We start from the raw sequence: 24,561 nt of genomic DNA, 5'->3' as shown, positions 1-24,561 counted from the left end.
TCCAGCAGAAGCGCTTGACGAGCTGCTGTCACGAATGAAAACACTTGGTGTTGCGACCACCGCTTGAGCCCGCCACCCGGCCTTCCCTGCGCGATGGTTTTCACGGCTGCTCCGCGCTCTCCCCGGGGACCGGCTTGTTTGCCCCCGTCGCTCGCAACCACGCACGAACGTGATCGCAAGCTTGGCGCCAGCTTCGGGGCGCCAGGACCACACGGCTTGACCGTCCGCCACGACATCAGCCGTCTTGCGCGCGAACGCGCCCGACCTCGCGACGGCCACCACTCCCCGCCCCCGCGTATCGTGACGACGCGTACGCCCCTCTCTGCATGAGGCGGGATGCGCGGGAGATAAGCATGATTTCCGGAAAAGCGAAACAAGAATACTTTTCGCAGGCGGGCTGGACATCAGCGGCAGATTGCGCTCGCCACCTCGATCGATTTGCCCGACGGGCAGCCCGGTACAACCTGCCTACGCCAATGCGATGGATTGCTCGTGCCCGTCCCGCCTTTCACCGCGGACGGCAGCAGCTTAGGATGCCATCGTCTCCACAATCCGGAACACGCGACGTGCCCGACTTCGAGCCGATCTACACCACGACCGGCGCCGAGAGCGTGGGCCGCTTCGTGGCAACACACTACGCGCTATCGGAGCCGCTCGCGTGCCGCCTGATGAACCGCGGCTTCAACGACGTCTATCTGATTACATCCGCCACGGGCGCACGCTACGTCTTCCGTCTGTCGCATCACCGCGCCCGCGGCCCGGCCGATGTCCGCACCGAGACCGACTTCCTCGCACATCTCGCGCGCTGCGGCGTGCCGGTGGCCGCGGCGGTTCCGGCACGCGACGGCGCGCTGTTCGTACGCGGCGAGGCGGCGGAAGGCCGCCGCGAAGGCGTGCTGTTTCACGCCATCGAGGGACGGACCCCGGAGGTCGCATCGCAGAGCGACGCGCGCGCCAACGGCGTGACGCTTGCCCGAGTGCACGCGGCGGCGATGTCCTTTCGGCCCGAAGCGCCGCTCTATCTTCTGGACCTCGACCACCTGCTGCACCGGCCGCTCGCGCGCGTTCAACAGCTCTGCAGTCTGATCGACGCCGATGATGGCGGCTTTCTCCAGGACATCGCGGAGCGTACCGCCGCACGGATCGAGGCGATGGAGGGTCTGACATGGACGCATTGTCACGGCGACTGCCACGGCTTCAATGCGCGCATCGGCGCCGGCGGCGAGGCCGTGTTCTTCGACTTCGACGACGGCGGTCCTGGCTATCTGGCCTATGACATGGCCGTGTTCCTGTGGGCCAAGCTGTCGTTCGGCCGGCGCTTTCATGCGGCGTGGCACGCCTTCGTCGACGGCTACCGCTCGGTCCGCCCGATCTCGGCCGCTGATTTCGAGGCCGCGCATGCCTTCGTGATCGTCAGGCACTTCTGGCTGATGGGCGAGCAGGCCAGCCGTTCGCGCGAATGGGGTAGCGAGAATGTCCGCTGGGTCACGCAACAGCGGGAATTTCTCGAAGGCTGGGAGGCGCAGCAGCTTGCGACGCGCTTGCTATGACCTTGGGCGGATCGGAGGGATTGAACCGGAGAGCTCCGGCGGCCGACGCATGATCCAGGCGTTCAGGCTTGCGGGGGTTGGGTCCTTTCCGCGGTGACGATGACGAGATTAACGTTTCGCAATCCTTCCGCCGCGACCGAAGCAGACGCAGCACGCCCGCATCGGAGATTTTGAGCCATGACAGACACGATCGTTCAGTCACGCCGGCTGGGCATCATCGGTTGCGTGATCGGGCTTGTTGCTCTGGTCGCGGCGGTTCTGCCGCATTGGGGGCTGCCGGTGATCGATCCGCCGCCGCCGATCGACCAGGTCATCGTCGATGTCGGACATCGCGTGAAGGAGCGCCTGATGGCGCGCATCAAGGGCGTCGACTACCAGGCGCCGGCGCGCGAGACGTCCTGGACCGACCGCCTGCACCGCCAATTGCCGGTGGCCGCGGTCTCGCTCGGGTTGCTTGCGATCATTCTCGGCGTCGTGGGTCAGTTGCGTCGCGAGGAGCGGCACGTCGCGGCGATGGCGACGACCCTGGGCGGCTGCGCGATCGCCGTGCAGCTTTCCTTCCTGCTGATGGGCGCGCTGATCGTGGTGGCCATCATCTATTTCCTCGGCGATTTCCTCGCGCTGTTCTGATCGCGAGGATGCACGTGCCTGGATCTGCCGGCTGCGGACAGATGCGCCGTCGTCCATCTTCGATGCCCCCCATTCTGTGCGAGCGCGGCGAAGAATCCAGTGTGGTGCGCGGGGCCCTGGATTGCTTCGTCGCTGCGCTCCTCGCAATGACGGAGAGAAAGCGAGCTGCTCGAAAACGACGGGGCATCCGTGTCCTGTACGTCACAGCGGGACATCGGTTGAATGACGTACATTGCCAATATGATCGGGATGTGATTACTACGCGCTCCGGCGTCGAGCATTCGGCTCCGCCGCACAGGAGAGAGACGATGACTGCGATCATCCGTTGCTCCGCCAGGAGCCGCCGGGACTGATCCTCGCGTGAGGCGAGGCTTGGTCTGGCATGCGTGCGTCCGCGCGCGCTGATCGTCCCTGACCAGTTCTCCCTATCTTTCTCCAAGGTATTTACATGGGCAATTCCCATCGCGTGGACGGCCGTGCGCCGGTCCACGGCTTCTACTCGTCCAGCTCCTGGATCGAGGGCGCCGCTGCGCGCCAGCTCGAAACGGTGGCTGACATCTGTGGCGTGCGTGCTGTCGCCGGCATGCCGGACCTGCATCCCGGCAAGTTCGGTCCCGTCGGCTGCGCCATCCTCGCCGACCATATCCACCCGGCCTTCGTCGGCTCCGATGCGGGCTGCGGCATGGCGCTGTATCAGCTCGACCTCGCTTCGCGCCGGATTCGCGTCGACAAGGCGGCCGACCGGCTGCGCGACGTCGCCACACCCTATGACGGCGACATCGTGAGCGAGCTCGCAGCTCATCAGCTTGCGCCGTCCGACTTCGATGCGTCGCTCGGCACGATCGGCGGCGGCAATCACTTCTGTGAGCTGCAGGCGGTCGAGGAGGTGTTCGATCCGTCCTGCGGCATCGATCGCGACCGCGCTCATCTGCTGGTGCATTCGGGCTCGCGCGGCCTCGGCCATGCGCTGCTCGAACGGCACGTTGCGGAGGATCTCAAGCCGCTCGCGCCGGACAGTGAGGCTGGCCACGCCTATCTCGCAGCACATGATCACGCGCTGCGCTGGGCGTCGCTGAACCGGCAGGTCATCGCGCAGCGGGCCGCGACGGCCTTGCGCTGTGAGGCCGATCCGGTCTGTGCGTGCTCGCACAATTGCATCGAGCATCGCGCAGACGGCGTGTTGCACCGAAAGGGGGCTGCGCCGTCCGACCAGGGTCTCGTCGTCGTGCCGGGCTCGCGCGGCGCGCTGTCCTATCTGGTCGCGCCGCTCGCGTCAGCGCCAAAGGAGGCGTTGTGGTCGATCGCGCATGGCGCCGGTCGCAAGTTCGACCGGAGCTCGATGATCGGCCGTGTCGGCGCCACGCGATCGGATCGCGAGCGTCTCGCGCGCAATCCGTTCGGCGGCCGCGTGATCTGCGAGGACCGCGCGCTGCTCGCCGAGGAAGCGCCGGAGGCCTACAAGCCGATCGTCGGCGTGATCGCCGATCTCGAAGCATTCGGGCTGGCGCGCGTCGTCGCCAGCTTCCGCCCGCTGGTGACGGTGAAGAAGATCGCCGTCCAGCGGCCGCGCAGGGAGGACCGGCGATGAGACGGCTGCTCCTCACGGCGGGGCGCGGTCCGGCCGAATGCCGGCTCGCGGTCGCGCATGCGCTGCAGCGGCTCGCCGACGAGGCCGAGGCGGCGGACTGCGAATGCGCGATCGCGCGAGAGCAGACCGACCGGCATGGGCCGGCCAGCGCGATCGTCGTGCTGGACGGGCCGACGGCGGCCGACCTCGCGCGGCGCTGGACGCAGGGCTCGCTGCTCTGGGTGTGCCGCAGTCCGCTGCGGCCGCATCACGGCCGCAAGAACTGGTTCGTCGGCATCGTCGATCTGCCCCCGTCGGAGCGGATGGCGGCGTTGGCGGCCACCGACGTCCGGTTCGAGAGCTTTCGTGCCGGCGGTCCCGGCGGCCAGCACCAGAACAAGACCGAGAGCGCGGTGCGCGCGGTTCACATGCCGACGGGGCTGGTCGCGGTCGCGCGCGACGGCCGCTCCCAGCATCGCAACAAGGCGCTGGCGCTCGCGCGTCTCGCCGCATTGCTGGACGGCCGCGCGCGCCTAGCCGACGCCGGCGAGGCGCGCCTCATCCACGCGGCGCATGACCGCGTCGAACGTGGCGCAGCCGGGCTGCGCTTCGAGGGACCTGCGTTCAGGCCGGCGGGATGATCACCGGACAGCGGGGGCGTCATCGCCCCCGGCTGCACCTTCGACAGGCAGGATGCACAGTCATCTCTCCGCCAGACGACTGCCATGCGCGCCGCTCCGCACATTGGCGGATGACATCGCGCCGCCGAACGGCTAAGCGGACCGCCCCCCGGACGGAAACGAGACGAGCATGGCGGCAGCGGCCCATTGTGGCATCGACTTCGGCACTTCGAACACCACGGTCGGCCTCAGCAATTCCGCCTCCGCAGAGCTCATCCCCCTGGAGGGCGAGCAGCGGACCTTGCCGAGTGCGATGTTCTTCGATTTCGAGGATCACGGCACCCAGTTCGGGCGCAGCGCGATCGAGCGCTATCTGACCGGCCACGACGGCCGCTTCATGCGCGCGCTGAAGAGCATCCTCGGCACCGCGCTGATCCACGAGAAGACCTATATTCGGCAGAAGGCGGTGCCGTTTGCAGGTATCCTCGGCTTCTTCTTCGCGCATCTGAAGACGCGGATCGAGACGCGGCTCGGCAGGGAGATCAATCAAGTCGTGCTCGGCCGTCCCGTCCGCTTCGTCGACAAGGATGATGCGGCCGACGCGGAGGCGCAGAGCGCGCTGGAGGGCATCGCGCGGGACCAGGGTTTCAAGCACATCGCGTTCCAATACGAGCCGATCGCCGCCGCGCTCGACTACGAGCAGCAGGTCGCCCGCGAGGAGCTGGTGCTGATCGTCGACATCGGCGGCGGCACCTCGGACTTCTCGATCGTGCGCGTCTCGCCCGAGCGGCGCGGCAAGGCGCAGCGCGAGGACGACATCCTCGCCAATGGCGGCATCCACATCGGCGGCACCGATTTCGACCGGCTGCTCAGCCTGAAAAGCGTCATGCCGCATCTCGGCTACGGCAGCCTGACCGCCGACGGCAAGCGCAACCTGCCGACGCTGTACTATCACGAGCTCGCCACCTGGCACCGCATCAACCAGCTCTACAAGAAGGGCGTGATCGGCGAGCTGCGCCAGATCCGCTACGAGGCCGAGCGGCGCGATCTGGTCGACCGCTTCATCAAGGTGGTGGAGGAGCATCGCGGCCATACGCTCGCGATCGGCGTCGAGCAGGCCAAGATCGCGCTGACCGCGGCGAAGTCGCTGACCTCGGTGCTGTCGGAGAAGGACGACTGGGCGCGCATCAAGTTCACGCGCAAGGATTTCGACCGCGCCATCGGCGATTCCGTCGAACGCGTCGTCGGCACGGTGACGAAGCTGCTCGACGATGCCGGCGTCGGGGCCGCTTCCATCAACACCATCTTCCTCACCGGCGGCTCGAGCATGGTGCCGGCGCTGCGTCAGGCAATCCTGGCGCTGTTTCCGGCGGCGCGTATCGCCGAGACCGACCTGCTCGGCAGCGTCGGCATCGGGCTCGCGCTCGACGCGCGGCGCAAGTTCGGCTGAGCCTGCTCAGCGCGGTTCCGACACCGAGGGCTGCGGATCCTCCACCCGGGGCGTCCGCGGCCGTGGCGCGGCGCGCGGCGGGGCCGGTACTGATCCGGGAACGCGGGCTTGGCTGCGCTTCGCCCGAGCCGGCGGCGAGCCGGTCGCCGCCGTTCCTGCACCCGCCTGCTGTCCGTCGCGGATGATGCGCCAGGGTTCGGGATCGATCGGACGCGATTGCGGAGCAACGACCGCGGGCCGGCTGGCGCGGCGCCGCCGCGGCGGCTCGCTTGGCGCCGGCCGCGCGACCGGACGGACTACGTCGGATGTCGTCTCGGCGGCCGGCGACGCATCGGCGGGCAATTCGATCGGGACTGCCGCCACGGCCGGCTCGGCCGCAACAGGCTCGGCTGGAACGGCGGGCTCAGGTTGAGGCGGCCTCTCCGCCTGCACGATCGATCCCGTGGTCTCCTCGACCGGCCCCGACTGGAACAAGTCATTCGGCAGCAGCACGCCCGCAATCGCGAGTGCGGCGGCGAGGCTTCTGCCGAGCGAGATCCGCGCAGGACGCTCGGGCGGCAGCGCGGCGCGGCTGATGATCCGGCGGCCAGCATCGACGCCGACCACCGCGACGAAGGCTGCGAAGCCGAGGCTGCCGCCGACGCTTGGCAGAACCGCCGCCGCCTGGACCAGCAACGCGGTCAGCGCCACCGCGGCGACCAGCGGCTGGACCACACCCCGCAAACGCTGCGGCGACGACATGCCGACGAAACAACCGGCAAAATACGCGTCGGACAGGCGGGCATCGTCCGGCGCGAGCTGCTGCAGGATGACGAGACCGGCACAGGCCAGTGCTGCCGAGACGAAGATGCGCGCCGGCCGCCCTGCGGCCGCAACCCGCGGCAGCCTCAGCGCCGCCATCGTTGCGACCATTCCGACGCCGCACAGCGCCAGCATGAGCACCGAATGATTGAGACCCCTGTCGAAGCCCTGAAGGCTGGCGACGCGCACCGGTGCGCCGTCGGCGCCGAGCAGCGGCGCGAGGCTGAGGAACAGAAACGAGCCGATCGCCGCGAGCGCGCCGAAGCGGCCGCCATAGCCGCGCAACAGCACGACGCGCAGCCGCATTTCGATCGCGCAGACGCTGCAGAACACGAGGCCGCAAAACAGCGACAGCAGCAGGAAGGATCTGTCGACCGGAAGCCCCGACCGCGCCACGCTCTCGCTCAACGCAACGATCGGCGTCATCCCGCTGAAGCTGCCGCCATAGACCGAGGAGGAGAAGGTCGTCGGCAGCAGATCTCTGGTTCTTGCCGTGATCAGGCCAGCGCAGAGCAGCAGGGTGGCGGTGACCGACGCGAGCGCCGGGGACAGGCCCGACGTGCACAGGTGCAGCGTCGCCAGACAACCGAGAAAAGCGCCGGCGAACGAGGCCAGCGGCACGACATTCAGCGACCGGCGCGGCCAGCGGTGAGAGCCGGGCTCGGACGGCCGGTCGAGCGCGTCATCGCGGTCCGCTGTCACGGCCCCGCCAATGTCGATGGGTCCGGCCGCCACTCCGGCGCGGGCTGCACCTCATGGCGGGCCACGATGCGCGGTCGCGCCGTCGCGTGCGGCACCACCCGTGCCTGTTGGCGCCTCAGCCGCGCAGCCAGCACGCCCGCTGGCCGACCATCGCGACCGATCCGCCGGGACGGCTCTGCGGACGCGGGCGACGCGGACTGCTGGACCGGCTCACTCGAGGGCCGCGGGGCGAGCGGATTGGCGCCCTCCGGATTCAGGATCTGAAGCGGCAGATCGGGCGCTGTGTCAGCGGCGAAGGCCGGCTCGCCGGGCGCCGTGCCGTCGCGCCGATCCTCGTCGTGTGAGGTCATCGTGGTCCGCGCCGGCGCAGCGGCTTTGTCCGCGTTCACCAACGGACCGTTGGGCTCCGCCACCGGCGGCTGAAACATCAGCTCGCTGGTGAGCAGCACCGCGAAGATAGCGAGTGTGGCGACGAGTCCCCGCGTCCAGGCGAGGACGGTCTGCCACGGCGATTCCCCTGCCTCGACGAACAGACGAACCGCAGCATCCACGAAAATGACCGAGACGAAGGCGATGTATCCGAGGCTGCCGCCGACGCTCGGCAGGATGGGACCGGTGAGGATCAGCAGGCACGTCAGCAGCACCACCGCGGCCATCGCCTGCGGCAGGCTGCGGAGCCGCCGCAACGACGACATACCGACGAAGCAACCGGCGGAATAGGCGTCGAGATCAGGGGCCTTGCTGGGCAGAAGCTGCAGCACCACGAGGCCGGCAAAGGCCACCGTCGCCGCAACGAAGATGCGTACCGCGCGGCGCGACCCAGCCACGGGCGCCCAGCGCAAGGCGGCCATCGTCGCCAGCATGCCGACCGTGCACAACGCGAAGGTGAGCGCGGTGCCACCGAGCCCCAGCTCCAGCGCGCCGCGGCGCGCGATCGGAAACAGCTCGCCCTCGGCGCCGAGCAGCGGCGCGAGACCGACGAACAGGAACGAAGCGACCGCCGCCAGCGCGCCCAGTCGTCCGCCATAGCCGCGCGCGAGCCCCCCGCGCAGCCACATGTCGAGCGCACAGCCCAGACAGAACACCAGTCCACAGAACAGCGAGAGCAGAACGAAGGCGGCGTCGAGCGGCAGACCGGCGCGAATGACGCTTGCGTTCAACAGCGCCACGGGAGTCATGCCGACGAAGCTGCCGCCATAGGCCGATGAGAAGAACGTGCTCGGTACCAGATCCGCGGTCCGTGTCAGGATCAGCGAGGCGCACAGCAGCAAAGCCGCCGCGGCCGAGGCAATCAGCGGCGACAGCCCGGTTGCACTCAGATGCAGGGTCATCAGACAGCCGAGGAACGCGGCGATGAACGACGCCAGCGGCGGGCAGCCGAGCTGGAACAGCTCCGAGCCGTAGAACGGCGCGGCCCGGCCGAGCTGCCGATCGCGCCATGTGCGCGGATCGAAGCTCTGCTCTGCCTGCAGACGACGTAACTGACGATCCGCCGTTTTGCGCTTCATATCCACGACACCCCGAATCGCGCCCGCCCAAGATCTGCGTGATGATCTCGCGGCAGACGAATGGTTGACGTTCGGGCGCAACCCTGAGCCCGAGCCGGCGCAGTTTCCTGCGACGGTTGTACGCGCGCTGCATTCGTGCAGGCTGCGTGTGCTCAAGTCATGCACTGCAATGCAGCGTTGTGGAAGTATTCGGCTCCAGTCCGGGCGTGAAAGTTCCTGGCAACCTTAATGGCGGAGCGCGATGCGAATTATCAATGACATGCAAGTTAGACGGCGCAGCAACCCCGGCTTGCAAACGAGCTTGGTAAACGACAGCATGGCGTCATGCTCACGCCCACGTTGCATACCGCCCGTCTGATCCTGCGGCCGCTGGCCCTCGCCGATGCGCCGGCGATCCAGCGTCAGTTCAACAACTGGAACGTTGTCCGCAACCTCGCAGCCGTCGTTCCGTGGCCCTATCCTCCCGACGGCGCCGAGACCTTCGTCAGGCTGCAGCTCGACGGGATCGCGGCCGGCGAGGAGCTGTATCAATGGGTGCTGGCGCTGCGCGACGGTGACGGCGAGGCCATCGGCAATATTCACTTCCGGCCGCGCATGGAGTCGATGAAGGGCCATCGCGGCTTCTGGCTCGCTGAGCCCTATTGGAATCGAGGGCTGATGAGCGAGGCGATCGCCGCCGTGAACGACTTCGCCTTCGGTCCGCTCGGGCTCGATCAGTTCACCGTCTGCAACGTCGCGAGCAACATCGCATCACGGCGGGTCAAGCAGAAGACGGGCGCCGAGTTCGTCGGCTTCATCGAGGTCGCGCACCACAATGGCGAGACCCGCTCCGAGCAATGGATCGTGCGGCGGGAGACGTGGCTGCAACGCCGAGAAAAGCAACGCGCTCCCGCCTGAGATCGTCGGCGCTACGCGCTCGTCGTCACGTCGAGCACCGCCTGCGCAAACGCCTGCGGCGCTTCCTGCGGCAGGTTGTGGCCGATGCCGCCAGTGATCAGCCGGTGCTCGTAGCGGCCGGTGAACTTTCTGGCGTAGGCCTCGGGCGCTGGATGCGGCGCGCCGTTGGCATCGCCCTCCATCGTGATGGTGGGCACGGTGATGTCGGGAAAGGTCGCGAGCCTCGCCTCCAGCGCATCGTATTTCGCCTCGCCCTGCGCGAGGCCGAGCCGCCAGCGATAGTTGTGCACGACGATGTCGACGTGATCGGGATTGTCGAAGGCGGCGGCGCTGCGCGCGAACGTGGCGTCGTCGAACGCCCATTTCGGCGAGGCCGTCTGCCAGATCAGCCTGGCGAAGTCGCGCCGGTTCTTGTCGTAGCCCTCGCGACCGCGCTCGGTCGCGAAGTAGAACTGGTACCACCATTGCAGCTCGGCGGCCGGCGGCAGCGGCATGCGGCCGGCCTGCTGGCTGCCGATCAAATAGCCGCTGACCGAGACCATCGCCTTGCACCGCTCCGGCCACAGCGCCGCGATGATGTTGGCGGTGCGCGCGCCCCAGTCATAGCCGGCGAGGGTCGCGGTCCTGATCGCGAGCGCGTCCATCAGCGCGACGATGTCGGCGGCGACGGCGACCGGCTGACCGCTGCGCAACACGGTCGGCGACAGCAGCCGCGTCGTGCCGTAGCCGCGCAGATGCGGAATGATGACGCGATGGCCGGACGCGGCCAGCGCCGGCGCGACGTCGGCGAAGCTGTGAATGTCGTACGGCCAGCCGTGCAGCAGGATGACGACGGGGCCGTCGGCCGGACCTGTCTCGGCATAGCCGATGCTGATCTCGCCGGCCTTGACCTGCTTGATCGGTCCGAGCGACGTCCCCGCCCCCGGCCGGATCGCCGGCAGCTTCGACGCCGACTTGAAGCTCTGCGCCTGCCCGGCGCTGGAGCCGAGTTGAAAGGCCGCAACGGCGGTTCCGGCAAGGGTGAGGAAACGGCGGCGGCTGGCGTGAAGGATGGTCGGCATGGCGGAGGCTCCTGGTTCCGAGGTGCGGTCGTTGTGCGCCTTGCGCCCGCGCGGCGCTTGGAGGAGGCATTGATTTTTCCTTGAGGCCGGCTTGATTTTGCGGATCGCGTGACGCGAAGGTGAAACCGGCGGCCAGGACGGTGCCTGTGGTATATTGCTTCGACGATTTCGTGCTCGATCCCGGCCGCCGCGAGCTGCGCCGCGGCGACGACCTGGTCGCGATGGAGCCGCAGGTGTTCGACCTGCTCGCGTTCCTGATCAGGACGCGCGAGCGCGTCGTCAGCCGCGACGACATCCTCGCCGAGGTGTGGGGCGGCCGCATCGTCTCCGAGGCGACGCTGGCGAGCCGCATCAGCGCGGCGCGGAGCGCGATCGGCGACAGCGGCGAGGCGCAGCGGCTGATCCGCACCATTCCGCGCAAGGGCGTCCGCTTCGTCGGGGCGGTCCGTGAGCAGGCCGACGCGGTGCAGACGCCGGCCGTATCAGCCGCACCCGCCTTCGACGGCCCCGCCATCGCCGTGCTGCCCTTCACCAACATGAGCGGCGATCCCGAGCAGGACTATTTCGCCGATGGGATGGCCGAGGACATCATCACCGCGCTATCCCGTTGCAGCGGCCTCGCTGTGATCGCCCGCAACTCCTCCTTCATCTACAAGGGCAAGGCCGTCGATATCCGCACGGTCGGACGCGAGCTCGGCGTCGGCTACGTTCTCGAAGGCAGCGTGCGCCGCGCTGGGTCCCGCCTGCGCATCAACGGGCAGCTGATCGATGCGGCGTCCGGCGCGCATCTGTGGGCGGAGCGCTTCGACGGCCAGCTGGACGATGTGTTCGCGCTGCAGGACCGCATCACCGAGAGCATCGTGGCGGCGATCGAGCCGACGCTCGAGCTGGCGGAAGGCGAGCGCCGCCGCGCCACGCCGCCGCTTCCGGACGCCTACGATCTGCTGCTGCGCGCCGCCAGCCTGCGCGACGCCTTCACGTCCGACAGCCTCGCGGCGGCGACCGCGTGTCTGGACCAGGCGCTGGCGATCGATCCCGCCTGCGCGCCCGCGATGGCGGCTTGGGCCTATTGCCAGGCGCTGCGCCACTTCCAGGGCTGGAGCGCGCCGGACGAGACCTATCGCACGGCCGCCGTGGCGCGGGCGTGGCAGGCGTGCGAGCATGCGCCCGGTGACGCGCAGGTGCTGTGGATGGCGGCCTTCGCGATCTGGAACATGGCCGAGGACATCGCCCCAGCACGGGAGCTATTCCGCCGCTCGCTTGCCATCAACCCGAACTCGGCGATGGCGCTGACCTTGAGCGGCTGGATCGAGATCATGGCCGGACACACGGCTGCGGGACGCGCGATGATCGAACGGGCGCGGCGGCTGAACCCGCGCGATCCGCGGGGCTGGTTCGCAGCCGGAGCGCTGGCGATCTGTGCGGTGGCCGAGGACGATCTCGCTGGCGCCGTTCAATGGGCGGAGATCGCGCTGGCGCAGAACCGGCGTTTCGCCGTCGCGCTCCGCGTCCTGATCGTGGCCCTGGTCAGGACCGGAGAGATGTCGCGCGCCGGCGAGGTCGCGCGTCAGCTTCTGAGCCTCGAACCGCATCTCACCGTGTCCGAGTTCCTCGAACGGATCCCGTTTCCGGCCGGGACGCTCGCCACAACCTACGCGGAGGCACTGCGCGCAGCCGGTGTGCCGCCATGATCCCGTTCGCGTGCAGTGGACCGTGTTGCAACTGAGATTTTCGACATAAACGGCAAAGTTGCGAAACTTGGCTAGACCTCGTTCATACTACCTTAGGTTCCATTCCGTAGTTTCGCGGGCATCGTTCGGCGGTCATGTCGCCGGGCGGCGGAGGGAATTGATGAAGAAATTGCTTCTCAAATTTTACGAGGATGAATCGGGCGCAACCGCGATCGAGTACGGCCTGATTGCGGCCGGCATCGCGCTTGCGATCATCACCATACTCAACAAGCTCGGACTCACCCTGGAAGGCATCTTCACGACCCTGACCACGAAGCTGAACGGCGGCTGATCGATCGATTGTCTGCGATGGCGTTCTCAGGACCGGAGCAATCCGGTCGCCATGGTCGGACTGGCCGGGCCTCGCGCCCGGCCTTTGTCTCTTGATGAGCTCCATTCTTCGATGGAGCGGCGCCGCAACCGACCTATCAATGGGTCGTGCTGCGTCCAGCCTCCTCGCACGCGTTCATGCAGCGCCGGCAGGACTCGGCGCAGATCCGGCAATGGGCATGCATCTTGGCGTGCTTATCGCACTCCTCGGCACATAGCCGGCACGCCGCCGCGCAGGCCTCGAGCATGCGGCTGATCATCTCCTGGTCGGAGCCCGTGCGCCGCGTGGCAAGACGGCCGGTGACGTTGCAGACGTCGGCGCAATCGAGATTGAGCCGGATGCACTGCGTCAGCCTGGCGACGCTATTCTCTCCGAGACACGCATCGGCGCAGGAGGTGCAGATCTGAGCGCAGGAGTAGCACTCCTCGATGCAGCGGACGAGTGCGTCGTCAACTCGACCGCGGACGTGCGGGTGGGTTTCGATCATCTGTTGAGCGTGCATGGGAGCTCCTGTCCGTTGGCCCCCGCGAGCGACAATGAAGATCGGCTGCAAAGGTTCTTATCGCCGCGCCGTTCGGTGCCTGACCTGTTCCCGTGGCGCGACCCCGATCGTCTTACGATCCGCGTGACGGAATTATCAGTCCGCCTGGCGTCACGGCTTCCAGCCTTTCAGTCCTACCTCGGGCTCATCAGCGCCATTTCGCAGAACTGCCATCCGAAACCTGGCGGCGCGCGCGTATGGACGACCCGGTTCGGTTGAGGCACAACACCTCTCGTCACTGACGTCGGCGGCCGAAGCCGCAGACCAAGAATGGGCGCCCGTGCGAGGCAGCCGACGATGCGGAGGAATGGATGCTGATTCCGATGGCCGACGTGCCGCGCTGGTATGCGGAGCGCAAACCCGGGGACAGCGTCGCGCTCCGGCATGGCACCGATGTCCTGACCTGGGAGCAGCTCGAGCGCCGCGCCAATGCGCGTGCGCGCGCCTTCGCGGCCAAGGGCGTCAAGCCCGGCGACTTCGTCGCGATCGGCCTGCCCAACGGCAATGCGCTGTTCGAGACCAGCTTCGCGGTGTGGAAATGCGGCGCGACGCCGACGTCGCTGTCGTGGCGACTGCCGCGCGGCGAGGCCGCCGCGGTGCTCGATATCCTCAAGCCGTCACTGGTGGTCGGCGGCGAGGCCGACTGGAACGCGCCGAACGCGCTGCCGGCCGATTTCACGCCCGAGGGCTTTTCCGACGCGCCGCTCGCCGCGCCGGTGTCGCGCTATTGGAAAGCAATGACCTCGGGCGGCTCGACCGGACGGCCGAAGGTGATCCTCGATCACCAGCCTGCGGTGACCGACACCGCCGCCGAGCCGCCGCTTGGCATTCCGAAGGGCGCATCGCTGCTCAATCCCGGCCCACTCTATCACAACGCGCCCTTCATCGTGTCGCATTACGCGCTGTTCGCCGGCGGCAGCCTGACCGGGATGGTGAAGTTCGACGCCGAAGAGACGCTGCGGCTGATCCAGGCGCAGCACATTCAGTGGGTCAACTTCGTGCCGACGATGATGCACCGGATCTGGGCGCTGCCGGAGGCGGTGCGCAACAGCTACGATCTGTCGAGCCTGAAGATGGTGTTCCACATGGCCGCGCCGATGCCGCCATGGCTCAAGGAAAGATGGATCGAGTGGCTCGGGCCCGAGCGCGTCTACGAGCTCTATGGCGGCACCGAGCGCCAGGGCCGCACCATCATCTCCGGCACCGAATGGCTGCAGCACAAGGGCTCGGTCGGAAAGATCGACGAGTCCTGCAAATTGCGCATCCTCGATCCCCAAGGTAACGACGTGCCGCAGGGCGAGAGTGGCGAGATCTACTTCCTGCCTGCGGATGGTCCCGGCAGCACCTATCACTATCTCGGCGCCGAGCCGAAGCGCCGCGCCGACGGCTGGGAGTCGCTCGGTGACATCGGCCGGCTCGATGCCGACGGCTATCTCTATCTCGGCGATCGCCTCGCCGACATGATCCTGCGCGGCGGCGCCAACATCTATCCGGCCGAGGTCGAGGCGGCGCTGATGGCGCATCCCGACATCCGCTCCTGCGTCGTGGTCGGCCTGCCCGATCCAGAGCTTGGCCAGCGCGTGCATGCGATCGTGGAGATCGACCGCTCCAGGAATGCGCAGGGAATCGTCGACGGCATGAGCGCGTTCCTTGCCGACCGGCTCAGCCGCTACAAGCACCCCGAAAGCTACGAGCTGGTCGACGTCATGCTGCGCGACGATTCCGGCAAGGTCCGCCGCACCTTGCTGCGCGACGAGCGCGCGGAGTGGGTGAAGGATGGCCGCGACTTCCGTCTCGTGCCCACGCGGGCGCGCCCGGCGGCAGACTGACGGCACGGAAATTTTTCGAACGTTTACGATGCTGGCGTAGACTCCGTGAAGGGAAGGAGAGTCCGCGCCATGATGTCGAGACGACGGTTTCTGCGCGCCGCGGGTACGGCCGCGGCGCTGCCCTTGGCGCGGATGCCCCGGGCGCGGGCCGAGCTGCGCACCATCCTCAACGACGCCAGCCGGCTCAACCCGACGCCGGTCGCCAGGCATGTGGTGATCAGCAAGCCCACGACCGACGACCTGATCGCGCGGCTGCGCGCCGAGCTCAAGGAGGCGGCCGCGGCGAAACGCCCGGTGACCGCGGCCGTGGCCCGGCATTCGATGGGCGGCCAGAGCCTGCCGCGCGACGGCACGGCGATCACGCTCGACGGCGGCGCGATCGAGCTCGACACGGCGGCGAAGACCTATCGCACCGCGGCCGGCAACCGCTGGTGGGACGTGATCGCCGCGCTCGATCCCAAAGGCTTCTCGCCGGCCGTGATGCAGTCCAACAGCGATTTCGGCGTCGGCAGCACGTTCTGCGTCAATGCCCATGGCTGGCCGGTGCCGTATGGCCCGTTCGGCTCCACGGTGAAATCGATCCGCATGCTGCTCGCCGACGGCACCTTGGTGCAGTGCTCGCGCAACGAGAATGCCGAGCTGTTCGGGCTCGCGATGGGTGGCTACGGCCTGTTCGGCATCGTCGTCGATCTCGAGGTCGAGATGGTGCCGAACCTGCTGCTCGAGCCGCGCTTCGAGCGCATGGCGCCGGAGAAATTCGCCGAGCAGTTCACACGCAACATCGACGGCGACGCCAATGTGAAGATGGCCTATGGCCGGATGTCGGTGTCCCGCAAGGCGTTCTTCGACGACGCCCTGCTCGTCACCTTCCGCCCCGCCCCCGATGCTCCGGCGACCCTGCCCGCGGCAGTCAGCTCCGGCAAGCTCACCGGCGTCGCCAACACGATCTATCGCGCCCAGACCGGATGGGAGGTCGCCAAGGGCCTGCGCTGGTTCATGGAGACCCGGCTCGGCCCCGCCATCTCCGACAGCCGCTACACCCGCAACTCGCTGATGGCCGAGCCGGTCGCCAATCTGGCGCAGAAGGACATGCACCGCACCGACATCCTGCACGAATATTTCGTCGCGCCGGAGCGGTTCGGCGAGTTCCTCACCGCCTGCCGCGAGATCATTCCCAAGGCGCGCGCCGAATTCCTCAACGTCACCCTGCGCTACGTCGCCGAGGACAAGACACCCGCGCTCACGATCGCACCGGTGCGCCGGATCGCGGCCGTCATGTCGTTCTCGCAGGCGACCTCGCCCGAAGGCGAGATCGACATGCTGCGGACGACGGAAGCGCTGATCGACCGCATCACGGCGATTGGCGGCGCGTTCTATCTGCCCTATCGTCTGCACGCGCGCCGCGACCAGGTCGAGAAGGCCTATCCGGCGGCCGCGCGTTTCGTCGCCGCCAAGCGGCAGTATGATCCGAACCTCCTGTTCCGCAACGCGATGTGGGACGCCTATTTCGCATGAATACATCAGCAGCAGATGGCTTCGCATTGGACCGCTATCGCATCGCCGCGCTGGCGCTCGCCATGGCGCTCCTGTTCGCCGCCGCGACCGACTACATCCCGACCTTTATCGATGCGCAGGGCCGCGTGTTCGGCCTGTTCCAGCTCGACATCTACAAGGATGCGCTGCATGTCGCCTCCGGCCTGTGGGCGCTGGCGGCGATGCTGACCCGCCGCAGCGCGGTGTTCTTCCTGCGCGTGTTCGGCTCGCTGTATTTCCTCGACGGCGTGATGGGCGTGTTCACCGGCTCGGGCTATCTCGACCTCTCGATCGTCATCGACGGCATCCGCGACACCTCGTGGCTGGTGAAGGTCCTCTCCAGCCTGCCGCATCTCGCACTCGGCGCGATCGGCATCGCGGTCGGCTGGTCGCCGTGGCGTAGACAGGCTGCCCTCGCATGAGCCTGCGCCGTAAAGCGCTGTATCTTCTCGGCGTCGTTTTGGCAGCCGCGGCGATCGGCGTTGCCGCCACCGTGATCAGCGTCGAGACGGTCTGCGTGGCCGACGTCCCGACCCCGATGGTGACCTCCTACTTCGGCATCACCGATCCCGCATATGCGCGATCACAGGGTGACAGCTTCCTGACCTTTCCTGAATGGTACATCGTCCACGCCTATGCCGACCTCGCTGCGGTGACCGGGCAGGCCTCGGAGTCCGACTTCCACTATCTATCGAGCGTCTCCGGCTTCTGGCGCAGCCTGTGCCGGGCCACGCGCCAGGCCGCAGGCTCCGGTCCCGCTACCTCGGAGCAGAAGCTGACGAACTACATCATCGGCTTCAGCTTCACCGCCGAGATGGCGCTCCAGGGCGCTTACGAGAAGAGCATCGGGGCGATCAGCTGGGAGACCACGGACGGCGTCAAGACCGCGGAGGACGCCTTCAACCTTGCCCTGCTGAAGGACTACGCTGCGTTCCTGTATCAGACACCCTGGTATCGGTATCCCTTCGTCGCCAAGCTCGATCAGTTCTGGCGCGAGACGCCCTTCGTGCCATCGTTCCGCGCCGTGGAGCGGCGCGTCTCGCTCAGCCTGCAATATGCCGGGCGCGCCGCCTATGCGGCCGTCATCGGCTATGTGGCGGGCTACGATCCGGCCGTGCTGACCATCCAGAGCGTCGTCACCGGCCTGCCTGCCGCCGAGCTTGCAGTCATTCCGGGCGTGAAGGTGATCCGCGAGGTCACGGACTCCAAAGGCGTGAAGGGCGTGCTGGTGGAGACCGAGCGCTACGCCAAGTTCGATTCCTTCGCCAAGGAGCTCGGCCGTCATGACGGCGCCGCGTTCGGCGAAATCGCAGGCAATCATCGTATCCTGGTCACGATCGTGGTCCCTCCGGGCGACGGACGGCTGGCAGCTTTCGATGGGCTGCCTATATTCAGTGTCCCGATCCAGTCGCGCCCCGGTGCCCGTCGCATCGGCGTCGACGTACCGGTCCGGTCTTTGGTTCAGGACATCGGCCGTTTCGAAGCCGCGGGATATACGTTCGAGCATGCCTACGACTATTGACCGGCATCCCCCGTCCCGCGCCCTTCCCTTGAAGGGCGTGCTGGCCGTTGCCCTCGTCTGGTTTGCGGGCATGGCTGCCATGGCCCTGGTGATCAAGCCGGATGCTGTGGTCGTGTTCGGCCCGTCCGACCGTATGATCTCGGCGATCGTCGCCTCCGACGGAGCCTTGCTCGATGCCGGACGTTTCCACATCGCGGCCAAAACCGGAGCCACGACTGTCGGCAGCCTGTATGCTGCCGGAGCGTGGCTGGTCTGGCCCGTGATCGGCAGGGGCTGCGGCCGCGGGTAGTTGGGAAGCCAGTTCCTCCCGACGCCGATGCGGAGCCGGCGGAACTGGCGCAGCCGCCCAAAGATGTTAAGCTCGCGTTCACGCTGTGGCCGTCACGCGACACGAAGCAGAAGCTTGGTCGATGCACCCGGGGGTATCGACAGAGCAGGAGAACGAAATGCCTTCTTTGACCGAATGGAAAGTGCCGTCCGCCTTCCAGCCTCGCGCCGAAGACTATCAATATGATCTCGATCAAGCCCTGTCCTCGATCGTGGGCCTGCATGCCATCATTCCGTCCGACGCCTTCAGCGCGGAAACGCTGGGGACCGAACGTGCCGGCAATGCCGTCGTCATCGACGACGGGCTGGTGCTGACCATCGGCTACCTGATCACCGAGGCCGAATCCGTCTGGCTGCACCCCAATGACGGACGCGTGGTCGAGGGCCATGTGCTCGGGTTCGACTTCACGACCGGCTTCGGCCTGGTGCAGGCGCTCGGATCGCTCGACCTGCCGGCGCTGCCGCTCGGCTCGTCGGCGGCAACCAAGGTCGGCGATCATGTCGTGCTCGGCGGCGCCGGCGGACGCACGCGATCGGTCGCGAGCCAGATCATCGCCAAGCAGGAATTCGCCGGCTATTGGGAATATCTGCTGGACGAGGCGATCTTCACCCACCCCGCCCATCCGAATTGGGGCGGCACCGGCCTGCTCTCGGCCAAGGGCGAACTGATCGGCATCGGGTCGCTGCAGTTGGAGCGCGAGCGCGACAGCAAGGACGAGCACGTCAACATGATCGTGCCGATCGACCTGTTGAAGCCGATCATCGATGATCTCAGGCGCTTCGGCCGTGTCAACAAGCCGGCACGCCCCTGGCTCGGCATGTACGCGACGGAGGTCGACGATCGCGTCGTCGTGATCGGCGTCTCCGACAACGGCCCGGCGGCCCGCGCCGAGCTCAAGGCGGGCGACGTGATCCTCGGCATCAACGGCGACAAGGTGACGAGCCAGAGCGAGTTCTATCGCAAGCTCTGGGCGCTCGGCGCAGCCGGCGTCGACGTGCCGCTGACGGTGCACCATGAGGGCGTCACCTTCGACGTCACCATCGCCTCGACCGACCGCGCCAAGCTGCTCAAGGCGCCGCGGCTGCACTGAGGCGGCCGCGGGCCTGCGTTCACGCGTTGACGTGCCAGGCCGCAGCGATCTGGTCGTGCAGTTGCGCATCCGTCGGCAACTGTGATGCCACCGTGGGATCGAAACCCGGATGCGCCTGGACGTAGGTCGCCATGGCCTGCACGAGTTGCGAAACCTGGGTATCGATCTCGAGACCGCCGGCCTTGATCTCCTGCAGCTGATAGGAGCCGCCAAGGAACCAGTCGGCGACGGTGACCTGCTGATGGGTGCCGAGAATGTCGATCTCCAGATCGTTGCCCGATTTGACGAACCAGAAATTGTCGGCCGTGTAGGTCGTTCCGAAATCGAGCGTGCCGGTCGGCTTCGACAGCGACGCTACGCCGTTGATGATGACGTCGTTGCCGTCGCCTTGCGCATAGACGTAGGTGGCGCCGACGCCGCCGACCAGGATGTTGTCGCCGGCCCCGCCCTTGAGCACGTCGCTGCCGCCGCCGCCGATCAGCAGGTCGTCATTGGCGGTGCCGAACAGCGTGTCGTTGCCGCCGCCCGCGATCAGCAGCGCACCGTCGGACGCAGCAATGATCGCGCCCGGCACCGGATCGACCGCGACCGTGGTCGCCGCGTCGCTCAAGGCTGCGCTGAGCCAGTCGAGATTGTCGGTCTTGCCGCCCCAGAGCACGCCGATCGCCAGGTCGATCAGGCCAGCGTCCTCACTGTCGAAACTCGCGACAGCATCGATCAGCGCGAGCTTGCCCAGGACGTCGACAGCCGATCCGGTGTCGGCGCGCGACCACAGGTCGGACGACAGATCCGCGACCAGCAGGTTGTTGGCCGTGTCCTGATAAAGGATGCCGTGCTCATGGCCGATCACGCCTGGCGTCGCCGCGACCTCGTCGTGGTTCTGCGCCAGCAGTGCCGAATATTCCACCACGATCTCGGCCAGCGCCTTCTCGACCCCGCCGTTCTTCAGGTAGGTCGCCGCAGTGTCGGCGCTGACGCTGTTGCCGAGCACGCCACCGCCGTTGAACAGGGCCTGCACGGCGCTGTTGCCGTAACCACTGGCGTCGGTCACCGTCGAATAGGCGATCATGTCCTTCATCTTGTCGGACGGCGCGCCTTCGCCGCCCACACCGGCCGCGGGAATGCCGACGGCCGAAGCAATCGCGTCATCCTGCAGCGGCGCCAGCAGCACAGCGGCCGCCTTCTTCCAATCCTGGGCACCGTTGTCGCTCGCCCACTGCATCATCGTCAGCAGCGCGATCGAGTGCAGGCTGACCGGATCCTGACCGAGATCCGTGCCCGCGCCGAGCACGGTCTTCTGCTCTGACGAGATGCCGATCGCAGCATGGGCGATGGCAAGCGCGCCGGCGACCGGTCCGAGCTGCAGCAGCGCCAGCGGCGCTTCCAGCACCGGCGCCGCAGCCCGCACATATTGCAGGATCTCGCCGGACAGGGAGACCATGTGAATGTCGGAATAGCGGTCGACCGGGTGCGACGTCAGCGCGCCCCAGAAGCCGTGCAACTGGTCGTAGCGGACCTCAGCCGCGAATTCGAACGGCATCGCGTCATACGCATAGGCCACCTTGTCGTTGAGCGCCGCGATGTAGCCGGCAAGTCCGCCGCCGAGCGAATGTCCGGTCAGCGAGACGTTCGATGTCGCCCATGTCTTGTAGTAGGACTCCGCATCCGGGAACTGCGTCGGCCAGCCGGCCAGACCGGCACCGCCAAGCCACGATGGCACGTCGGCGAGACTGTCGGTGCCGCGAAACGAAATGATCCGTGTCGATGGATCGCCCGCGAGCTGATAGGTCGCGGCCTCGAAATTGTCGGCGGTCGAGGTCACGCTCGCCGCCACCAGCTCATAGCTCCCGATACGGTTGAAATTGACCACGAGCGTCGGGTTGACGCCTCTGTTGTAGACGTCCATGGCGAGCACCGCGTTGATCAACGCGGCCGACGGCGATTTGGTCATGATGCGAATCCCCCCTCGGCAACCGATCGGCAGTTTTGACCCAGGGCGGTGATCCACGAGGAACCCTCCGCCGCGCCGCCGGCTCTCACCAAGTGCGACATCGCGCCCGAATTTTGTCAATCAACTATCGTCTGCGCGTGTATTCGCGCGCGACTCACCTGCCGCGCGCGACGGCAGCGTCCGCACCGTGTTGACTTGCAGGAGCCGCATCGCGAGATTGCGGCTTCGCGGAGCGAACACGCGTTCGGAAAATGGTCATTGCCCGGACGCCCGATTTTGCGTTGCATGACCGGCAAGCAGACGAGACGGCCAGCCCCGCGTATCGCGTATCAAGGAGACCTGCATGACGGATGCCGTGGTGGATGACATTCTCATCGTGTTGCCGCCACTGCTGCAGACGCTCGAAGCCCTGTCCCACGTTGCACGCTACCTGAACCCGCCGGATTTCGATCGCGTGATGGCTGACGTCGGCGATCCCGAGCAGGTGCTGCACACGGCGCGGATTCATCTCACGTCGTGGCCGGCGGACTTCGCCCATATCCGTATCGCCTTCGACACCGCAGCGGACGCAGCGCTGATGTCGTTTGCCGGCCTGCGCGCCGTTCAGCGCGGCGAGGGCGACCTGGTCGACGTGTTCAGGGCCCTCCGTCAATTGCCCCGCGCACTCGAGGCGCTGTTTCCATTGGCCGCGACGCTGCCGCCGCTGAGCGAATTCTTCCTCGATCCCGCCGTCGACGGTGACGACGGGCTGCGCCAGCTGCTGGCCGCGTCCTCTGCAGGCAAGGACACTGTGTTTCACGACCATAACGAGATCGGCAATCGCGGCGGCTTTTCGCTGTATGTGCCGGAATACTACACGGCGGACCGAGACTGGCCGCTGGTCATGGCGCTGCATGGCGGCAGCGGCAACGGCCGCGACTTTCTCTGGAGCTGGCTGCGCGCCGCGCGCAGCTTCGGCGCGATCCTGGTTGCCCCCACCGCGGCAGGACCGACCTGGGCGCTGATGGGCGACGACGCCGATACGCCGAACCTCCTGCGCATTCTCGACCTCGTCCGCAGTCGCGTCGCGATCGATCCCGCCCGCATGCTCCTGACCGGGATGAGCGACGGCGGCACGTTCTGCTACGTCAGCGGACTGGCCGCAGGCTCGCCGTTCACGCATCTTGCGCCGGTGGCCGCGACGTTCCATCCGCTGATGGCCGAGATCGCCGACCGGGACCGTCTGCGCGGCCTGCCGATCCAGATCGTGCACGGCCGGCTCGACTGGATGTTTCCGGTCGAGATCGCGCGGCATACGGCGGACGCCCTGGCCAAGGCCGGCGCCAACGTCGCCTATCGCGAGATCGACGATCTCAGCCACTGCTATCCGCGCGAGGCGAATGTCGAGCTGCTGCGCTGGCTGATGCGCTGAGCTTGATTCCCTTGCTACGACATGGCTGATCGGCAATGCCGCCGACACAATGTCGGCGGATTTTGTCCGCATTGGTTCTGCTCGGTCATACAGCGGGGGCGCTGCACACGGGCGGCCATGACGCCGCCGAAGGTCTGCTCATGCCCTCGCCGCTGATGCCCTCGCCTGCCGCGTCCGTCGCGCAAGTCTCGTCCGCCCGCTCCTCCACCTCCGTCGTGCTCGCCAATGGCGTCAACCGTCTCGAGGTCACGCTGAAGCTCACGACCGCGATCCTGGCGCTGGCCGCCGGCGTCTACACCTATCTTGGCGTCCGCGAGCTGCTCAACGGCAGTCCGACCACGGTGTTCTTTGCGGCGGTCATCTACTCGGTCGCGGTCTCGGTCGGCATCTACGCCTTCTGGGTGTTCATGATGCAGTTCATGCCGCACGTCACCAGCGCGATCGGGCGCTTGATGATGGCCGGCTGCATGCTGCTGGGGTCGCTGATGATCGTCGCGATGTCGTCCTGGCTGAATGCCTCGGCGCTGGCCGGCGCCGCCGCGATCCAGCAGCATCTCGCCATCACCGTGCAGAACTACACGCGCGACCTCGACAGGGCCAACAGCCAGGCCATCGCTGCGCAAAGCCTGCTGCCCGATATCCAGCTCGCCTCCTCCCGCTTCGCCAAGCTGGCGGACGCCGAACGCGCGGGCTCGCTGACCGGCACCTCCGGATCGGGCACCGTGGTCCAGCTCCTCGCGCAGATGTCGACGCAGCTCGACGGACTGGGACAACAGGTCCAGGAGTCCGGCAAGCGCGTCTCTGCTCTCTACGAGCAGGGCGGCAAGAGCCTCGCCAAGATGCGCGAGCTGATCTCCGACCGCGGGCCGATCGCAACGCGTAGCGATGCCTTCGCCACGGAGTCGTTGAACCTGATGGGCGTGATCGCCAATCTGCAGCAGACCTCGGTGGCACCTGCGGTGAGGCGCGCCGCGACGTCGCTTTCGGCCGGATTCATCGCGCCTGCCGCAGGCGGACGCAGCGGCGACCTGGCCGAGCGCCAGACCGCCGTCGTCGGCAAGGTGGAGAGCGCGATCGCCACGCAGGCCGCCTCGCTCGCCGACGCCGCCGACAAGATCCTGGCGCTGCCGCGCATCGAGCCGACCCGGTTCCAGACGCTGTCGCCCGCTGAAGCCGTGCTGCGCTACGCCGGCGACTTCATCCCGAGCTGGGCCGGCGCAATCTCGATCGACCTGATGCCGGCGGTGCTGGTGCTGATCCTCTGCGTCGTCCATGCCGCCATCCGCCGCGAGGGCCTGCCCGCCGTGAGCGCCTCCAGCCTGACCGCCGCCGATCTCGTCACCGCATTGCAGATTGCGCGCGAGGTGGAGGACGCCAGGCGGGCGGCCGAGCGACGGCCAGCCGAAACGCCCACGGAGGAGCCTTCTGCACCGGCCGTTGAGCCGGCGCCGGCCGCGGCGGATGAGAACGTGACGTCGCTGTCATCGGCTCGAATCGGAAAGTAGTCCC

At 67.4% G+C, this 24,561-nt stretch carries 21 protein-coding genes; 16 read left to right on the top strand and 5 right to left on the bottom strand.

Annotated features, from left to right (window positions below):
• The first annotated feature begins 566 nt into the window (after positions 1 to 566).
• The 5 genes from ACQR1E_RS31760 (at position 567) to ACQR1E_RS31740 (ending at position 5,817) form a co-directional block, all read left to right on the top strand.
• The gene (locus tag ACQR1E_RS31760; protein ID WP_315716453.1) at positions 567 to 1,550 is read left to right on the top strand and encodes a phosphotransferase enzyme family protein; all 984 of its coding nucleotides are present in this window, start codon (positions 567 to 569) and stop codon (positions 1,548 to 1,550) included.
• Between the two features lie 177 nt (positions 1,551 to 1,727).
• Positions 1,728 to 2,180, top strand: a complete 453-nt coding sequence (locus ACQR1E_RS31755; RefSeq protein ID WP_315716202.1) for a hypothetical protein — start codon at positions 1,728 to 1,730, stop codon at positions 2,178 to 2,180.
• Positions 2,181 to 2,628: 448 nt separating this feature from the next.
• Positions 2,629 to 3,768: an RNA ligase RtcB family protein gene (locus ACQR1E_RS31750; protein WP_315716203.1), complete on the top strand. Its 1,140-nt coding sequence runs from the start codon at positions 2,629 to 2,631 to the stop codon at positions 3,766 to 3,768.
• Positions 3,765 to 4,388 carry a peptide chain release factor H gene (prfH, locus tag ACQR1E_RS31745; protein ID WP_315716205.1) on the top strand — a complete coding sequence of 208 codons (624 nt, stop codon included), beginning with the start codon at positions 3,765 to 3,767 and terminating at the stop codon, positions 4,386 to 4,388. The genes ACQR1E_RS31750 and prfH overlap by 4 nt, the downstream gene beginning before the upstream one ends.
• Positions 4,389 to 4,557: 169 nt before the next feature.
• On the top strand, positions 4,558 to 5,817 hold the full coding sequence (locus tag ACQR1E_RS31740; RefSeq protein WP_316176291.1) for an Hsp70 family protein: 1,260 nt from the start codon (positions 4,558 to 4,560) through the stop codon (positions 5,815 to 5,817).
• Between the two features lie 6 nt (positions 5,818 to 5,823).
• Here the strand turns inward: ACQR1E_RS31740 and ACQR1E_RS31735 are convergent, their stop codons facing one another.
• Both ACQR1E_RS31735 and ACQR1E_RS31730 read right to left on the bottom strand, forming a co-directional pair.
• Positions 5,824 to 7,320: a hypothetical protein gene (locus ACQR1E_RS31735; protein ID WP_315716207.1), complete on the bottom strand. Its 1,497-nt coding sequence runs from the start codon at positions 7,318 to 7,320 to the stop codon at positions 5,824 to 5,826.
• Positions 7,317 to 8,828: a hypothetical protein gene (locus ACQR1E_RS31730; protein WP_434897998.1), complete on the bottom strand. Its 1,512-nt coding sequence runs from the start codon at positions 8,826 to 8,828 to the stop codon at positions 7,317 to 7,319. Before ACQR1E_RS31730 ends, ACQR1E_RS31735 begins: the two co-directional genes overlap by 4 nt.
• A gap of 324 nt (positions 8,829 to 9,152) precedes the next feature.
• On the opposite strand from ACQR1E_RS31730, the gene ACQR1E_RS31725 reads away from it, so the two are divergent.
• Entirely contained in the window at positions 9,153 to 9,725 is a 573-nt protein-coding gene (locus ACQR1E_RS31725; protein ID WP_434897997.1) for a GNAT family N-acetyltransferase, read from the top strand.
• 11 nt (positions 9,726 to 9,736) lie between these two features.
• Here ACQR1E_RS31725 and ACQR1E_RS31720 read toward each other — a convergent pair whose 3' ends face one another.
• On the bottom strand, positions 9,737 to 10,786 hold the full coding sequence (locus ACQR1E_RS31720; RefSeq protein WP_434897996.1) for an alpha/beta fold hydrolase: 1,050 nt from the start codon (positions 10,784 to 10,786) through the stop codon (positions 9,737 to 9,739).
• 146 nt (positions 10,787 to 10,932) lie between these two features.
• Between ACQR1E_RS31720 and ACQR1E_RS31715 the strand changes: the two genes are divergently transcribed.
• Both ACQR1E_RS31715 and ACQR1E_RS31710 read left to right on the top strand, forming a co-directional pair.
• Positions 10,933 to 12,477 carry a winged helix-turn-helix domain-containing protein gene (locus ACQR1E_RS31715; RefSeq protein WP_434897999.1) on the top strand — a complete coding sequence of 515 codons (1,545 nt, stop codon included), beginning with the start codon at positions 10,933 to 10,935 and terminating at the stop codon, positions 12,475 to 12,477.
• Positions 12,478 to 12,637: 160 nt separating this feature from the next.
• On the top strand, positions 12,638 to 12,808 hold the full coding sequence (locus tag ACQR1E_RS31710; protein WP_284418181.1) for a Flp family type IVb pilin: 171 nt from the start codon (positions 12,638 to 12,640) through the stop codon (positions 12,806 to 12,808).
• A gap of 136 nt (positions 12,809 to 12,944) precedes the next feature.
• On the opposite strand, the gene ACQR1E_RS31705 is transcribed toward ACQR1E_RS31710, so the two are convergent.
• Complete coding sequence (locus tag ACQR1E_RS31705; RefSeq protein ID WP_316166730.1) at positions 12,945 to 13,349, bottom strand: four-helix bundle copper-binding protein; 405 nt, start codon at positions 13,347 to 13,349, stop codon at positions 12,945 to 12,947.
• 350 nt (positions 13,350 to 13,699) lie between these two features.
• Here ACQR1E_RS31705 and ACQR1E_RS31700 point away from each other — a divergent pair, with 350 nt between their 5' ends.
• From ACQR1E_RS31700 to ACQR1E_RS31675, 6 genes are all read left to right on the top strand, one after another.
• Complete coding sequence (locus ACQR1E_RS31700; RefSeq protein ID WP_434897995.1) at positions 13,700 to 15,217, top strand: AMP-binding protein; 1,518 nt, start codon at positions 13,700 to 13,702, stop codon at positions 15,215 to 15,217.
• Positions 15,218 to 15,286: 69 nt separating this feature from the next.
• Complete coding sequence (locus ACQR1E_RS31695; RefSeq protein ID WP_315754340.1) at positions 15,287 to 16,732, top strand: FAD-binding oxidoreductase; 1,446 nt, start codon at positions 15,287 to 15,289, stop codon at positions 16,730 to 16,732.
• Positions 16,729 to 17,172 (top strand): DUF4383 domain-containing protein, encoded by a 444-nt coding sequence (locus ACQR1E_RS31690; protein WP_315716214.1) that lies wholly within the window; start codon positions 16,729 to 16,731, stop codon positions 17,170 to 17,172. Before ACQR1E_RS31695 ends, ACQR1E_RS31690 begins: the two co-directional genes overlap by 4 nt.
• Positions 17,169 to 18,272 (top strand): hypothetical protein, encoded by a 1,104-nt coding sequence (locus tag ACQR1E_RS31685; protein WP_434863086.1) that lies wholly within the window; start codon positions 17,169 to 17,171, stop codon positions 18,270 to 18,272. Before ACQR1E_RS31690 ends, ACQR1E_RS31685 begins: the two co-directional genes overlap by 4 nt.
• Positions 18,256 to 18,561, top strand: a complete 306-nt coding sequence (locus tag ACQR1E_RS31680; RefSeq protein WP_315754336.1) for a hypothetical protein — start codon at positions 18,256 to 18,258, stop codon at positions 18,559 to 18,561. The genes ACQR1E_RS31685 and ACQR1E_RS31680 overlap by 17 nt, the downstream gene beginning before the upstream one ends.
• A gap of 157 nt (positions 18,562 to 18,718) precedes the next feature.
• Positions 18,719 to 19,690 carry a S1C family serine protease gene (locus ACQR1E_RS31675; protein ID WP_315716217.1) on the top strand — a complete coding sequence of 324 codons (972 nt, stop codon included), beginning with the start codon at positions 18,719 to 18,721 and terminating at the stop codon, positions 19,688 to 19,690.
• A 19-nt stretch (positions 19,691 to 19,709) separates the two neighbouring features.
• On the opposite strand, the gene ACQR1E_RS31670 is transcribed toward ACQR1E_RS31675, so the two are convergent.
• Positions 19,710 to 21,641, bottom strand: coding sequence for a calcium-binding protein (locus ACQR1E_RS31670; protein WP_434897994.1), 1,932 nt, complete (start codon positions 21,639 to 21,641; stop codon positions 19,710 to 19,712).
• 343 nt (positions 21,642 to 21,984) lie between these two features.
• On the opposite strand from ACQR1E_RS31670, the gene ACQR1E_RS31665 reads away from it, so the two are divergent.
• Together ACQR1E_RS31665 and ACQR1E_RS31660 are read left to right on the top strand one after the other, a co-directional pair.
• The gene (locus tag ACQR1E_RS31665; RefSeq protein WP_434897993.1) at positions 21,985 to 23,052 is read left to right on the top strand and encodes a phospholipase; all 1,068 of its coding nucleotides are present in this window, start codon (positions 21,985 to 21,987) and stop codon (positions 23,050 to 23,052) included.
• A gap of 140 nt (positions 23,053 to 23,192) precedes the next feature.
• On the top strand, positions 23,193 to 24,557 hold the full coding sequence (locus ACQR1E_RS31660) for a hypothetical protein (RefSeq protein ID WP_409998693.1): 1,365 nt from the start codon (positions 23,193 to 23,195) through the stop codon (positions 24,555 to 24,557).
• Positions 24,558 to 24,561: the final 4 nt, after the last annotated feature.

This window comes from Bradyrhizobium sp. HKCCYLRH1030, assembly GCF_051168395.1.
Classification (GTDB): domain Bacteria; phylum Pseudomonadota; class Alphaproteobacteria; order Rhizobiales; family Xanthobacteraceae; genus Bradyrhizobium.
This window is presented reverse-complemented; position numbering and strand designations above follow the sequence as displayed.